Source organism: Fictibacillus solisalsi, from assembly GCF_900103485.1.
In the GTDB taxonomy this organism is placed as follows: domain Bacteria; phylum Bacillota; class Bacilli; order Bacillales; family Fictibacillaceae; genus Fictibacillus_C; species Fictibacillus_C solisalsi.
Genome location: NZ_FNHW01000001.1, coordinates 2,429,519 through 2,442,442 on the forward strand (window position 1 = coordinate 2,429,519; position 12,924 = coordinate 2,442,442).

16 protein-coding genes are annotated in these 12,924 nt (G+C 43.5%); 7 read left to right on the top strand and 9 right to left on the bottom strand.

All coding sequences use genetic code 11. The features are described from left to right. The first annotated feature begins 24 nt into the window (after positions 1-24). The gene (locus tag BLT53_RS12400; RefSeq protein WP_090235247.1) at positions 25-993 is read left to right on the top strand and encodes a quinone oxidoreductase family protein; all 969 of its coding nucleotides are present in this window, start codon (positions 25-27) and stop codon (positions 991-993) included. Positions 994-1,038: 45 nt separating this feature from the next. On the opposite strand, the gene BLT53_RS12405 is transcribed toward BLT53_RS12400, so the two are convergent. After that, the gene (locus BLT53_RS12405) at positions 1,039-1,503 is read right to left on the bottom strand and encodes a hypothetical protein (RefSeq protein ID WP_090235248.1); all 465 of its coding nucleotides are present in this window, start codon (positions 1,501-1,503) and stop codon (positions 1,039-1,041) included. Between the two features lie 512 nt (positions 1,504-2,015). On the opposite strand from BLT53_RS12405, the gene BLT53_RS12415 reads away from it, so the two are divergent. Both BLT53_RS12415 and BLT53_RS25065 read left to right on the top strand, forming a co-directional pair. Then, positions 2,016-2,252 (top strand): hypothetical protein, encoded by a 237-nt coding sequence (locus BLT53_RS12415; RefSeq protein WP_090235250.1) that lies wholly within the window; start codon positions 2,016-2,018, stop codon positions 2,250-2,252. 170 nt (positions 2,253-2,422) lie between these two features. Beyond that, positions 2,423-2,566, top strand: a complete 144-nt coding sequence (locus BLT53_RS25065; RefSeq protein ID WP_170834330.1) for a hypothetical protein — start codon at positions 2,423-2,425, stop codon at positions 2,564-2,566. A 49-nt stretch (positions 2,567-2,615) separates the two neighbouring features. Here the strand turns inward: BLT53_RS25065 and BLT53_RS12420 are convergent, their stop codons facing one another. Next, positions 2,616-3,566 carry a polysaccharide deacetylase family protein gene (locus BLT53_RS12420; protein WP_090235251.1) on the bottom strand — a complete coding sequence of 317 codons (951 nt, stop codon included), beginning with the start codon at positions 3,564-3,566 and terminating at the stop codon, positions 2,616-2,618. Positions 3,567-3,699: 133 nt separating this feature from the next. Then, the gene (locus BLT53_RS12425) at positions 3,700-3,948 is read right to left on the bottom strand and encodes an atypical membrane-integrating protein (Mistic protein) (RefSeq protein WP_090236862.1); all 249 of its coding nucleotides are present in this window, start codon (positions 3,946-3,948) and stop codon (positions 3,700-3,702) included. A gap of 145 nt (positions 3,949-4,093) precedes the next feature. Here BLT53_RS12425 and BLT53_RS25785 point away from each other — a divergent pair, with 145 nt between their 5' ends. Together BLT53_RS25785 and BLT53_RS12435 are read left to right on the top strand one after the other, a co-directional pair. Beyond that, complete coding sequence (locus BLT53_RS25785) at positions 4,094-4,321, top strand: CotD family spore coat protein (protein WP_090235252.1); 228 nt, start codon at positions 4,094-4,096, stop codon at positions 4,319-4,321. A gap of 188 nt (positions 4,322-4,509) precedes the next feature. Continuing rightward, a complete protein-coding gene (locus tag BLT53_RS12435; RefSeq protein ID WP_090235253.1) occupies positions 4,510-5,355 on the top strand; it encodes a YitT family protein in 846 nt (281 codons plus the stop codon). A gap of 57 nt (positions 5,356-5,412) precedes the next feature. On the opposite strand, the gene BLT53_RS12440 is transcribed toward BLT53_RS12435, so the two are convergent. The 6 genes from BLT53_RS12440 to BLT53_RS12465 all read right to left on the bottom strand — a co-directional run bounded on the left by BLT53_RS12440 (position 5,413) and on the right by BLT53_RS12465 (position 10,421). Then, the gene (locus BLT53_RS12440) at positions 5,413-6,279 is read right to left on the bottom strand and encodes a Cof-type HAD-IIB family hydrolase (protein ID WP_090235254.1); all 867 of its coding nucleotides are present in this window, start codon (positions 6,277-6,279) and stop codon (positions 5,413-5,415) included. A gap of 14 nt (positions 6,280-6,293) precedes the next feature. Next, the gene (locus BLT53_RS12445) at positions 6,294-7,049 is read right to left on the bottom strand and encodes a DeoR/GlpR family DNA-binding transcription regulator (protein ID WP_090235255.1); all 756 of its coding nucleotides are present in this window, start codon (positions 7,047-7,049) and stop codon (positions 6,294-6,296) included. Between the two features lie 128 nt (positions 7,050-7,177). Then, on the bottom strand, positions 7,178-7,717 hold the full coding sequence (locus BLT53_RS12450) for a flavodoxin family protein (protein ID WP_090235256.1): 540 nt from the start codon (positions 7,715-7,717) through the stop codon (positions 7,178-7,180). A gap of 72 nt (positions 7,718-7,789) precedes the next feature. Beyond that, positions 7,790-8,089, bottom strand: coding sequence for a hypothetical protein (locus BLT53_RS12455; protein WP_090235257.1), 300 nt, complete (start codon positions 8,087-8,089; stop codon positions 7,790-7,792). Positions 8,090-8,204: 115 nt separating this feature from the next. Continuing rightward, the gene (locus BLT53_RS12460) at positions 8,205-8,621 is read right to left on the bottom strand and encodes a MerR family transcriptional regulator (protein WP_139168399.1); all 417 of its coding nucleotides are present in this window, start codon (positions 8,619-8,621) and stop codon (positions 8,205-8,207) included. A 126-nt stretch (positions 8,622-8,747) separates the two neighbouring features. After that, a complete protein-coding gene (locus BLT53_RS12465) occupies positions 8,748-10,421 on the bottom strand; it encodes a serine hydrolase domain-containing protein (RefSeq protein WP_090235259.1) in 1,674 nt (557 codons plus the stop codon). Between the two features lie 280 nt (positions 10,422-10,701). Between BLT53_RS12465 and BLT53_RS12470 the strand changes: the two genes are divergently transcribed. After that, entirely contained in the window at positions 10,702-11,112 is a 411-nt protein-coding gene (locus BLT53_RS12470; protein WP_090235260.1) for a hypothetical protein, read from the top strand. Between the two features lie 12 nt (positions 11,113-11,124). After that, positions 11,125-12,912 carry an anti-sigma-I factor RsgI family protein gene (locus tag BLT53_RS12475; RefSeq protein WP_090235261.1) on the top strand — a complete coding sequence of 596 codons (1,788 nt, stop codon included), beginning with the start codon at positions 11,125-11,127 and terminating at the stop codon, positions 12,910-12,912. Positions 12,913-12,924 lie beyond the last annotated feature (12 nt).

A 12,924-nucleotide genomic window follows, 5' to 3' on the forward strand; every position in this document is an offset into this window, starting at 1 on the left:
AATATTTGAAGTAAGGAGCATAAAATGAAAGCACTGACCTTCCATACATTTGGAGGACCTGAAGTCCTTCAGTATCAGGATGTTCCAACACCGGAACTTAATTCGAATGAAATTTTGGTTGAAATGAAGGCAATTGGACTTAATTTTGCTGACGTTTACCGAAGAAAAGGAAACTATCACTTACTGGGGGATCCTCCCTATATTGCAGGCTATGAAGGAAGTGGCGTGGTCAAAAGCGTGGGTTTTTCCGTGCAGAATGTGAAAGAAGGTGACCGTGTCGCATTTGCGGATGTTCCATATGCCAATGCCGAATACGTTGCCGTGCCCGAGGATCATCTTATCCCTTTGCCAGAGGAAATATCCTTTGAAACTGCTGCTTCCATCCTTTTGCAAGGCTTGACTGCACAGTATTTAACAAGGGACAGTTATGCAGTCGGGCAAGGAACACTTCTTGCCCTTCATGCGGCAGCAGGCGGTGTAGGCCAGCTTTTGATCCAGATTTCAAAAGCGCTTGGAGCAGAAGTCATCGGACTCACTTCAACAGAAGCGAAAAAGGAAGCAGCCCTTGCTGCAGGAGCTGATCATGTTTTCCTGTACAATGAAGAGTGGGTCAAACAAGTAAAAAACGTTTCATCTGCCCAAAAAGGGGCTGATGTGATTTATGATTCTGTCGGCAGCACGCTTATGGACAGTTTTGAAGCGGTGAGAACTGGTGGTACTGTTGTTTTTTATGGTATGGCTGGCGGTGACCCCTCTCCAGTTGATCCCCGCATGCTGATGGATACGTCGAAAACCTTAACCGGAGGCGACCTTTGGAATGTCATTACCTCCCATAAAGAGCGTGTATCACGGTCACAGGAGCTTTTTGATCTGATTCTGTCCGGTTCGGTAAAAGTACCCGAAATGACCTGCTATCCACTTGAACAGGGAGCAGAAGCGCATCGTTTTTTGGAAAGCAGAAAAAGTACCGGAAAGATTTTACTTATTCCTTAAACAAAAAAAGCGGAGGGATCCGCATCGGATCCCTCCGCTTTTCTATTAACTCATTAATAACCGTAAAGCCTTTAACCGCTCGTCCGTCATGTTAATCAAAAGCTGGTTGTTTAATGTTTTGGCCATCTTGTATGTTAAATTCAAAAAAGCCTCCAATCCTGCTTTGTATCCTTTATGAAACGCGAGCTCATCACATTTTTTCTCCGAATACAAATCAATATTCCCCTCGGTTACTGGAAATTCCGCATGGCCGATTTCGTGCCAGATAATGGCTTCTTTCATTTCCTGATCTTCACAAAAATATGAATAATCATATACAACAATGAACCGATCAAATGCCGGATCCAATGAATGATAACACAAAGTTAATATCCGGTTATCAATGTTCCAAAGCTGAAGCCAATCTTCCTTTTCAAGGCCAAAGGTTCTCATAATTTCATGCTTGTCTTCTATAATGGCAATCCGTTCACGATAGATTGCTTGATCCAGTACCTCGCCCAAACAAATCATCAGAATTCCCCTTCCCTTGCCTCGTCTGAATTTTTTACTATGATATGTTGGCGGGTATCATTCTATTCACTATGTCATGGCCTTCCTGAGCCTTTTTTTCTCCTGATAGGATACTTGTCCCTGTCTATGAGACAAGGGGCTGAATATAGTATTTCGAAAGGGGTGAAATAATATGTCAAGAAGAAGAAGTGATTCCTCAAGCAGAAACCGGCGCAGCTCTTCCTCAAGCAGCAGCTCAAGCTCTGCCCGTTTCGAGTTTGAAATTGAATCATCATCAAGCAGTTCTCGGACCTCCAGCAGTTCACGTGGTCGACAGAGGGCACAGAATCGACGAAACCGAAACCGAAATCGTCGTCAGGTTCAGATTGTTCAATGTAATTGCGGCGGCTCTCGACCCTCCAATGAAAATCCGGTGATGGGAGCTATGAATCAACGGCCAACGCAAGTCACTCAAAATTGCAACTGTGGCGGCTCAAGACCTACCAATGAATATCCGGTGATGGGAGCAATGAATGAGCGTCCAACACAAATTACTCAAAACTGTAATTGTGGAAGGCCTTCCAATGAAAGTCCGGCTCAAAACCGGCGGCCAAGCTGCCGACGCTTCTGTGAAAACGTTTGCCGTTCACAATTCGGCAGTCGCCGAAGGCAATGTATCCAGGATTGTCTTGCCTGCCGTGGCAATACAATGGGTGAGATGGATGACAATGATTGCGACTGGAGAAGTCCTGGCCCGCGAGGCGATGTAATGGGTGTTCAAAGCGACATGAATGACGGCCATTACTGGGATTTTGATTATTAATTGAATTAACCCAAAAATTCCACTGCCCGCTAAAGGCAGTGGAATTTTTTTTGGTAGGATAGTTTCTATCAAACGCGGGCATTCTTTTGGTATAACCAAATGGAGGTGCATACATATATGAGAGCATTTGACCTGGCTCACTTAACAAGTGAACAAAAAGCAAAATTGGATGCCATGGAAAAGGAATTGGATGTCGTGCTGATCGCCTGGGATCAAAAAGAACAAAAAAATTCTCAGGAAAATATGAATTATGATATTTAGTCAAAAAAGCTCTTCCGTGTCGGAAGAGCTTTTTAACGAGTAAACCCCTTTAGGAGGCTGCCTTGGAAACCCGGAATGTGACAGGCTTCATGTTTTTTTCAATTCTCTTCATCGTATATCCATTTTTCTTTAAATAATCCAGCAGCTGGGGCAGATTTTCGAGCGTTTCTTTCCGTTCATGCATTAATATGACAATCGGCTCGGTACGGTGCTCCATTTTTTTTAATTGGCTGATTGAATTCTTCACATATTGCGGGCTTCGATATGACCAGTCCATGCTGTCAATCGTCCAGTCCCAGAGCTCATATCCTTTGTCTTTGACCGCCTTCTGGTAATCCGGCTTCATGTATGGAGCACTTCCGTACGGCGTTCGGATCAGCGCTGTTCTTTTGCCGGTAATCTTTTGGAGTGCCTGGTTGGCCTGATCCATTTCCCGAACGACGGTTTTCTTCGAGCGATAAATCTTTTTGGCATCATGAGAAACTCCATGCAGCCCCAGACTATGTCCTTCCCGGTTCATCCGTTTCACTTGATCCTGAAACTGCAGCATATTGGGTTCAAGCATAAAGAAGGTTGCTTTCACTTGATATTTCTTGAGCACATCCATAATACCGTTTGAAACCCTTGACGGACCATCATCAAAGGTTAAATATACCGTTTTCGCCTGGTTTTGCCCGGTCGCCGTTTTTTTATGGACCGGTACTGCATCTGCGGCTTTTTCCTTGGTCTTTTTTTGTTTTTCCGAAACTCTTTTTGAAGAAACTTTGGAAGTTACTTTCTTTTCTTTATCGTTTTGTTTTGAAGCTCCCTTTAGTTTTGGATCGTATTTTTCCTTCTGAATCTTCTCGGTATAATGCTTCTCCTCCAAAGTGGTTGCTTTAATCTTATTGGCATGCCATGAACCAAAAATAAAAACCAGACCAATCACGGCCAAAACCAACAGAACCGCAGCTTCTCTTTTTCCTGCATTTTTTCTTGCTTCCCCTATGTAACCTTTCACCCTACCATCACCTTATCTTTACAAAACGTTTATACCCTTTAAGTATAACGGATTTTTTGTAAAAAAAGGTAAAAAAATAGGAAATTTTATGAAAAAATAACGAATTTTGTTGACAATCTTTGGTTACCCTGCACTACTCTTGCTGATCTGGCGGCAAAAAGGATAGCACTTCTTTTACGATGGCATTGATTTTGTCATCAATAAAGTCACTTCCATATTTAGTTTTTGCTTTTTCGATTTCTTCCTGAACCTCCTTTTCAAAATTGATCAGAGGGATGTCATCCTCTGCTTCGTTATAGAGATCAATCATGGCCTCCAGCCCTTCTTGCATGCGATCAATGGCATCACTGTACAGCTTCTTGCTTTTTTTATTTAGCTTCATGTTATCACCTGTTCTCATTATCTCCTTTTTTCCCCGCCTAAATCCTATTTTATAGACAGGTACCCTTACAGATTGTTAGCACCCGTCATAAATTAGGGAGTGAAGCAACAGTCAATAATGAAAGAGAAAAAGGAGAGAGCGCATTATGTATTACGGCTATGGCTGCTACCGCCCGCAGGTCATTGTTCACCCCACCCAGTGTTGTGTTCAGCAGTATTATCATACGGAAGAGGTTATCCACGTTCATCCTGTACAAATTCAGCATGTGAACCACGTCTGTTACCAGCATGTTCATGAATATCCTGTTTCCGAATACGAGACCTGTCAGGTTTATCATCAGAACATCTCCTGTGGTGCACCCCCTTGCTGCTAGACCCGGTTTTAGCCTGCATGCCAAAAGAGCATGCAGGCTTTTTACATAATTCTGTTTGAAACCCGCTTCAAGGCATGATATATTGATTTCTGGATTCGTGAGCCGTTTATTTTCATTATCATACACATGCAGCCAACCCTGTGCGGTTGGTTTCTTTGCTTGAATTTTTTTATTTAGGGGGTTTTACGATGAACAGCACTGTAAAAGAGTTCACTCTCATTATTATTGGATCCTTTTTTTTCGCTCTCGGCGTGAACTGCTTTGCCATACCAAATGAACTTGGAGAAGGGGGAGTCACCGGTGTCTCCATGATTTTTTACTATCTTTTCTCCTGGTCGCCCAGTTATACGAACTTCATCATGAACGGAATTTTATTAATGATCGGCTATCGCCTGCTCAATAAGCGGGTAACAATCTACACCGTTTTTTGCATTGTGTTTACTTCTGTATTTCTTCACCTGACTGAAGGTTGGGGTTCACCCGTTAAGGATACAATTCTAGGCACCGTTTTTGCCGGAATCTTTATCGGAATCGGGCTTGGTTTGGTGCTTCGTTCTGGAGGAACCACCGGAGGGTCAACCATCCTGGCACGGATGGCCAACCAATATTTTGGCTGGAGCATCAGCGGGGCTATGCTTGGCATCGACCTGTTGGTAGTCATGAGCTCTTATTTTGTTATCGGAGCGCAAAATACAATGTACACAGTGATTTCCATTTATATTTCCACAAAGGTTCTTGATTATATTATTGAGGGCTTCGATACACGAAAAGCGGTCACGATCATCTCTCAGCATGCGGAGCAAATTGCCCAAAAGGTGAACAACGATATGAACCGGGGCGTAACGGTTTTTTCTGCCCATGGCAGTTATACGAAGCAATCAAAGGAGATTTTATACGTAGTCATCAATAAACAGGAATTGTTTCAACTGAAAAAGATCGTTCAAAAAATGGATGAAAAAGCGTTTGTGGTCGTCCATGATGTCAGGGATGTTTTCGGTGAAGGGTTTACGTTCCCGAAAACAGAAGCTTCATAAACAAAAAAAGGTCTGCCGTCACGCCCAAATAGGTTACGCCGGCAGGCCTTTTTATTTTTACACCAATGCTTGTTTAAGGACAAACTCCCGAATGGCATGAGCTACACCATCAGCATCGTTCTCAAGGGTGGTATAATGGCAGATTTCCTTAATTTCAGGAAGTGCATTTCCCATGGCAATAGCCATACCTGCTGTTTTCATCATGGGCCAGTCGTTCATATTGTCTCCGATAGCAACAGTGTTGTCTTGCTGAATTCCAAAGTGGTCAGCCATACCCAGTATCCCGTTGCCTTTGTTTGCCTTTTCATCGTTAATTTCAAGGTTGTGCTGAGCAGAACTCGTTACAGACAAACCTTCAAACTGTTTAGCAAAACGGAAGATTTCTTCCAGCTTTTTCTCGGAGTAAGAGAACGGAAGGATTTTATTGACGGTGAGGCCTTCTGTCCAGATGGACTGAAAAGAATCAATGGAAATCTGACCGAATTGCTTTAAATAACCTTGAGCTGCATCCCACAATTCTTCTGCATGTAATTCCGGATTGGCTGATTTCGCCATATCGATTTCCACCTGAATTCCCTCCTGACCGAATTCCGGGGTATGGATCCCTTTATTGGTATGAAGATGGTAAAAAACCTGAAGTTCCTCAAGCTTCGTTAGAATGGAAGCAGCATGTTCCTTATGAAGCGGATGGTGGTCCACCACCTTGCCATCAGCGTAAAGAACTGCTCCATTCGCACCGATGACTGGACATTCTACGTCCGCTTCCTGAAGCAGATTCATCACATCTTCCACTGCACGTCCTGTACAAATTGAAACAACATGCCCCATCTCCTGGGCTTCTTTTATGGCCAGCGCATTTTCATGACTGATTGAACCCTTTTTGTTCAACAATGTACCATCCAAATCGATTGCAATTAATTTCATAACTTCCTCCTTTTTTATAGTACGATGATTTCGATTTCAAACTGATCCAGCTGTTTTTTCAGTTTTGGCTCCATTTCCTGATCTGTTACCAGGATGTCGATCTTGTTCCACCCGCATACTTTTTGAAAATAGGTTCGGTTGAACTTAGAAGAATCAGCAAGCAGTATGACTTGGTCCGAGCGGCTGATCATTTCTTTCAGCAAAAACCCTTCTTCTTCAAAAGGAATGGTCAAGCCATCAGAAGAAATACCGCAAGCTCCCAAAAACAGCTTGTTTACTTTAAAATCCAACAGATGCTGTATGGTTCTTGATCCATAGATCGAACGATGGCTGTTATTGAGCAGCCCTCCAAGCAAATGAATGAAAATATCTTCTTTTTTGGATAAAATCCCTGCTATATCTATCGAATTTGTGACAACCACGTTGTCTTTTGTTTGAATATTTTCTGCTAAAAATTGAACGGTGGTAGAGGCATCCAATAAAAGATGGTCGCCATCCAAAATCAAGCCAGCCGCATATTTACCGATACGCTTCTTTTCCTCAGAAGCTTTCTGCAGCCGCTCATCATAATTAGACACATCATGAAAAAGGGTTGGTGACTTTGCCCCACCGCGAAGCCGTATAATTTTCCCCTCTTCCTCCAGTTTCACCAGGTCGCGTCTGGCGGTATCCCGTGAGACATTATTCATGGAGCAGATGGTTTCCATATCGACCCTTTCGTGCTCTTTTAGGTAATGCAGAATTGCTTCCATGCGTTCATCCTGATACATGTCTCATTCCCCCTTACTTAAGTAAGTATAAGTAATATTAAGCAATTCTGCAATGAAATATGCATATCTTTACAAAAAATAAGCAAAAGTAAGGAAAACTTCCCACCTTTGCTTAAAAACAACTTAACTTATTTTAGAAACGTTTCGTTCCAGCGTTTCGCTTCAGCAAGTGCCCTTTCATCTTTTAAAATATCGTATGGTGCATTGGCTGCTCCAATGATGTAGTCAGCAAATGAAACACCCATAAAGCTGAATATGTATTGAAATTGCTGAATTAAAGGCAGTGCCTTTATTCTCGGCTGATCCCCGCCACAGGTAATTACATAGGCCGTCTTTTGGCTCATCTCTTTTTTAAAAGCAAAACGGTCATCACGTAAACTCTGGGACCACCGATCCACAAAATTCTTCATAAGGCCGGACATCCCGTACCAATATACAGGTGTGGCAAAAATCAGGACATCATGCCCAAGTACAGTATCGATCACGTTCTCATAATCATCAGTGACGGGTTGAAAGCCGCCTTCTGCATGCCTCAAGTCATCGATGGGTATGATCTGTTTTTCTTTTAAAATAATCGGTGTGTAGTCTATCCCTTTAAGTGCCAGCTTGGTTAACTGCTGTGTGTTTCCTCCCGCTCTCGAACTCCCGATAATTGCTGCAATTTTCATCGTTTACCCCCTGTTGTCTTTCTATGTGAATCATAATGCATCCTCCGATTTTTTTCCCAGCAACCGGCTCAGTTAGCGAAAATGTTCCTTTTTTCTCAGTTTCTCCTTAAAAGCATGCCATGAATTCTTCGATGACGAGTAGCTGCCGATTGCCGCATATCCATAAAAAAAGCCCATAAACACCCCTGCGATCAAATGATGGCGGTGGCTGTACAAAATGGAAAGAAGAAGGCCAAGCAAAAGCGCAACCGAGGGGATTAATGCCTTGGGAACAGGCGTTATCCATTTGATGATTTGTGTCAGCAGGAGAACCAGCGGCACGGCAAGCACTCCATCCCAAACGTTTGTATGTATGACCGGAAAAACTTCCATGCGCATTCCTCTCTTTTAGCTGAATTACTCCAAGTATCACCATATTCATGAACTTTTATCATAAAATAAGAGGCAAAAACCCACTGTTCATGACAGATCGTTTTGCCTCCTTTCATTAAACGTTTAGCAAGCTGTCCACCTTTTGGATCAAATCCTTTAATTCTTCCTGAAAGGATTTCATTTTCTCCATCTTCTGCTGAAGCATCTTCTCCTGCTCTTTCAGTCCGTCAGCAATCTCTTCCAATTCCGACTGCTGAATGGTTGTATCTTTCGTCGACTCGTATTGATCCTTATGTTCGAGCACCCGTTCTTTTATACTTAAGAAGTGCTGCAATTCCTGCAACGAAAAACCGAGTACTTCCTTTGCATCAACCACTCGCTTTAATTGTTTGATGTCTTCATCGGTATACAGGCGCACTTGCCCGTCACTTCTCTCCGGAGGCTGAATCAGCCCGATCTCTTCGTAATAACGGATAGCACGCTTGGTAATTCCAGTAATTTTTGCTGCTTCATCAATTTTAATCCAGTTCACCCGACTCACTCCCTTATGAAAAGTATACCTTTACTATGACGCGAACGTCAAAGGTGCCGGTTGTGGGTAGGCAATTTATGAAAATAACATAAAAAAACCGCCACAGAAGCGGCGGTCTTACATTTCTTAATGATTTCGTTTCGTCCACTGGCTGTCGGTTACCTTTTTTGCGATTCCTTTCCCCAGTGCATCCTGTGCTTTCACGTCTTTAATATACCAGCCTCTTCCGTTAACACTGGCATCTGTCGTATATAGAAAACGGACAAACTGTGTGCCAGCCGGCAAGGCGGTGGTTTGCATCTTCCAGCCGTTGCTTTTTCCTGTAAAGGAAGAAGCTGTTTTCTTCCAGTTGACACCATCTGCGGACGCTTCAACGGTTCCATTGTCGCTTCCTTTTTCAATCTCAAACCATGTTTCAAAGCTTACCTTTGAGGCTGGTTTATTTAATGCATAAACCAACGGCCGGGAAACCTTATCGCCATAGCCCGCAAACCAGGCTTTTTCTTGATTAGGCAGAGATACAGGAATAGCATCTGCTGCAGCACGTGCCACATCTCTGCGAACCGGATTAATCGATGGCATTGTTCGTGTTGGATGTACACGGTTGGTTAATGTTAAAACAATAGTCTGATTTTTGGGACTGACGACCATCGTAGTTCCGGTAAATCCGGTATGGCCAAGTGTGGCCGGGTCAGACAGGGCATCCATATACCACCCCTGATCCAATTCCCAGCCAAGTCCGTGAGAGTCGGAAGGGAATTGAGGAAGCTGATTCTCTTCCAGTAATTTGACAGTTGAAGGTTTTAAAATCCTTGTGTGGCCATATTTCCCATCTTGCAGGAACATATGGGCAAAGACGGCAAGGTCATGTGCCGAAGAAAAGACACCGGCATGTCCCGCCACCCCGTCCAGAGACCATGCGTTTTCATCGTGTACTTCTCCCCACACCATGCCTCTGTTAATATAAGGTTCATATTCGGTTGCGGCAATTCTTGGCTTCAAATAAGCCGGAGGGTTGTACATCGTATCCTTCATCTTCAACGGGCCGGTTATGACTTCTTTCACATATTCATCCAGACGTTTACCGGAAAGCCGCTCGACCAGCACCCCGAGGGTAATCATGTTCAAGTCACTGTATGTATAGGTAGTTCCAGGCGCATTTTTAAGCGGATAGGTTAAAATAATATGCAGCCGGTCTTCCCGGTTTGTTCCCATCTTGTAGACCGGGATAAACGGCTCGAAACCAGATGTATGTGTGAGAAGCTGGCGGATGGTCACCTTTTCTTTTCCGTTTTCCTTAAATTCAGGAATATATTTGTATACAGGATCATCCAGTTGAAATTTTCCTTGTTCGTACAGCTTCATGGCAGCCGTCGTTGTAAAAATTTTGCTGATAGAGGCTAAATCAAATATTGTATCTTTCCTCATGGGAACCGGATGTTCCAACTCCGTGTACTGATCGTCGGTATAACGGGAAGCATAACCATAAGCATCCCACTTGGCAATGGCTCCTTTTCTCGCGATTAAAACCACCCCGCCGGGAAACATCTTTGTTTCCATCGCTTTATTCATGGTCGTGTCAATACTGTTCAACGCTTCCGGATAAAGCCCGGCACTTCTTGGTGTGCCATTGTGGATAACAGGTGATGAGGAGCCAGGATAATTCCAGTCACCCGGCTTAAAAAAGCTGATCGGGCTGCTTTGCTCTTGCTTGCCTTGGGCGAATACTGGTGTCCCTGCCGACAAAATCATACTCAGGCCAACGATCACTACAGCCGGCTGTTTCCATTTTTTCATCATTGCATTCCTCCATTTTCAGAAAATTCAATCCTTTATTAAAGAGTAGCAACGATATACTGAAAAAGCCATGGAACGAAGGTCCCGTTCTCATTCTAGTCCTTTCCTATCTTTTGGAAGCCCCCTGTCGGAAAATCTAGTAAGCTGTAATCATTACCAAACTTTTTTCCTCCCCACAAATCAATAAAGCACGACTATTGTACCTGTTTTTTTTTAACTTTCCATACTATAATCTGAGAGTTATTATTTTCTAAATATAGTACAGGAGAAATGGAGGGTGGTTATGATCAGCTGGCTTAAACGGAGAAAAACGAATATCAAGACCCATTCATCACCTGACATTGCTTCCCGTTCTTCTGCTGCAGCTCATCTGCAAACGAAATCCATTTCACCAGATAAGGAAATCGAACATTACAAAAGCAGACTTTTGCAATTTGGCATTAAAGTTTACGAGATGCCAAAGTTAACTCCCCAATCGAAGAAAAGCAGACTCGATGCCTACACCATAGCCTCATACGTAGCAAACAATACAGAACTTAAATCTCTTTTTCTTACAAAAAAAGGTCTGCCTGCATCCCAGCTTTCAGAAAAATTTCCAAGCAAGTCCATTAAACGATACACCCCTTATATTATTGCTGTTGCTCTCATTATTATTGAAGATTATGACTATCTTAAAGGCTATTTGCCGGAATAGGAGGCCCTTACGATGACAAAAGGAATTGTGGTAGAAGTCAAACGGCACCACATCATCGTTCTATCTGAGGGCGGTGTGTTTCGCAAGGTGAAGAACAATGGACAGCTTTACGCGGTAGGAAGTGATATTCTCCTGCCTAATGAACCGAACCGAAACTCAATGTTCAGCCTTCCCGTGTTTAACTGGAAATCTGCAAGCGTGTTTACCTTTGCCATCCTCTTATTATTTTTCCAGCTCGCACCTAATACTGGTCAAGGGGTTTACGCTTATGTAGGCATAGAGATGAACCCAAGCATCGAATTGTCCATCGATGATGACATGAGGGTTCAGCAAATTACTGCCTATAATTCGGACGGTAAAAAACTAGTTGCACTACTGGAAAATTACCATGGGCAGCCTCTTGAGAAAGTGACTGAGGAAATTTTCAGGATCTGCCGTGCCAAAGGGTTTATTAAGCCCGATCAGGAAGTAATTGTTACCACTACTCTAACAAAGGACGTTAGTAAAGAAACACAGCAGAAAATTGAGCAGAAAATCAATTCCTTAATGGAACAAAAAGCGTTGGAAAACAAAATAGACATGACTTCATTGATCATTTCCAACAAAGAAAGAAAACGGGCCAAAAAAAGCGGCCTTACACCTGCGAAATATGCTATCCTCATGGCGGCAAAAGAAGCAGGAATACCCATTAAGCAGAACGATATCAAGAAAAAAAGCATTCAGGAATTATCAGATAAAGTTGGACCAATCAGCGACCTGCTTTCCACTACACCTCTTGGAGAATATCAACATGTCTCTGTTTTTGTTCATAACGAACCTTCCCCGGATGACAAAACAGAAACCTCCTCTATGGTTACTGCCGATCCAGTCCTTATTCTAAAGGATGACGAAGACGTGAAAAGCAGTGGGCCAACGGAGACTGCGGTTGTTCAAACCACTCCAGTAAAGATGGAAGCAGAAAGCAGCATGAATAAACCAGCATCTGCCGAATTCCCTGCTCAGGCACAATCCGGACAATCAGTATCCGGGAATAACAGCACCAAAAAAGCTATAACAGAGAATCAGCCGGTTTCTTCTCCCGTTTCTGAACCAGCTGCTGAGCCGGTAAAACAAAAGGCTCCGTCAGAGACACAGGCACCAGAAAGGAAAACAGACAAACCTTCATCGGCCTCTGCCAATGAAGAAGCAAAAGGACCTGCCACTGTCACACTTCCTAAGGAAAAGGATCAAGAAGAAAAAACTGCTCCTGCCCCTGTTTCGGTTTCAAAAGAAGAAGGAAAACAGACAAGCCCGAAAGGCTATGAGGAAAGTAAGGGCTCAGATAGACCCCAAGCACCAGCAGCATCTGCCAATGAAGAAGCAAAAGGGCCCGCCACTGTCACTCTTCCTAAGGAAAAGGATCAGGAAGAAAAAACCTCTCCTACTCCTGCTTCGGTTCCAAAAGAAAAAGCGAAACAGGCAAGCCCGGAAGGCAGTGAAGAAAGTAGGAATACGGATAAACCTAAACCCGCAGGGCAAGGCAGCGCAAAACAACCAGCAAACAGTGATGGTGTTGAGCGATCTCGGACAAATGAGCCGCAAGAAGAAAAGACTGATCCGGTCAGTGAAAAGAAAGGCACCACTCTTTCAGAGACATCAACGGATTCGGACTGTTCCGGGGTTATTCACAACGAACAAGAACCAGCCGAGGTTGACTCCGCCCCTGTTCGGGAAGGCTCCCTTCCAGACACGGAACAGGAAAATGAACTGCCCTCAGAAGAAGTCAATACACCTGCACCCAATGTAGATGATGCAGCATAAAAAAATCCTGTC

What these genes read in the sequence shown, in the direction of transcription:
- BLT53_RS12425 (WP_090236862.1), bottom strand. Translation starts at nt 3,948, where the DNA reads ATGAAGCTAAATAAAAAAAGCAAGAAGCTGTACAGTGATGCCATTGAT.
- BLT53_RS25065 (WP_170834330.1), top strand. Translation starts at nt 2,423, where the DNA reads ATGAGAGCATTTGACCTGGCTCACTTAACAAGTGAACAAAAAGCAAAA.
- BLT53_RS12415 (WP_090235250.1), top strand. Translation starts at nt 2,016, where the DNA reads ATGAGCGTCCAACACAAATTACTCAAAACTGTAATTGTGGAAGGCCTT.
- BLT53_RS12465 (WP_090235259.1), bottom strand. Translation starts at nt 10,421, where the DNA reads ATGATGAAAAAATGGAAACAGCCGGCTGTAGTGATCGTTGGCCTGAGT.
- BLT53_RS12400 (WP_090235247.1), top strand. Translation starts at nt 25, where the DNA reads ATGAAAGCACTGACCTTCCATACATTTGGAGGACCTGAAGTCCTTCAG.
- BLT53_RS12440 (WP_090235254.1), bottom strand. Translation starts at nt 6,279, where the DNA reads ATGAAATTAATTGCAATCGATTTGGATGGTACATTGTTGAACAAAAAG.
- BLT53_RS12475 (WP_090235261.1), top strand. Translation starts at nt 11,125, where the DNA reads ATGACAAAAGGAATTGTGGTAGAAGTCAAACGGCACCACATCATCGTT.
- BLT53_RS12445 (WP_090235255.1), bottom strand. Translation starts at nt 7,049, where the DNA reads ATGTATCAGGATGAACGCATGGAAGCAATTCTGCATTACCTAAAAGAG.
- BLT53_RS12455 (WP_090235257.1), bottom strand. Translation starts at nt 8,089, where the DNA reads ATGGAAGTTTTTCCGGTCATACATACAAACGTTTGGGATGGAGTGCTT.
- BLT53_RS12470 (WP_090235260.1), top strand. Translation starts at nt 10,702, where the DNA reads ATGATCAGCTGGCTTAAACGGAGAAAAACGAATATCAAGACCCATTCA.
- BLT53_RS12450 (WP_090235256.1), bottom strand. Translation starts at nt 7,717, where the DNA reads ATGAAAATTGCAGCAATTATCGGGAGTTCGAGAGCGGGAGGAAACACA.
- BLT53_RS12435 (WP_090235253.1), top strand. Translation starts at nt 4,510, where the DNA reads ATGAACAGCACTGTAAAAGAGTTCACTCTCATTATTATTGGATCCTTT.
- BLT53_RS25785 (WP_090235252.1), top strand. Translation starts at nt 4,094, where the DNA reads ATGTATTACGGCTATGGCTGCTACCGCCCGCAGGTCATTGTTCACCCC.
- BLT53_RS12405 (WP_090235248.1), bottom strand. Translation starts at nt 1,503, where the DNA reads ATGATTTGTTTGGGCGAGGTACTGGATCAAGCAATCTATCGTGAACGG.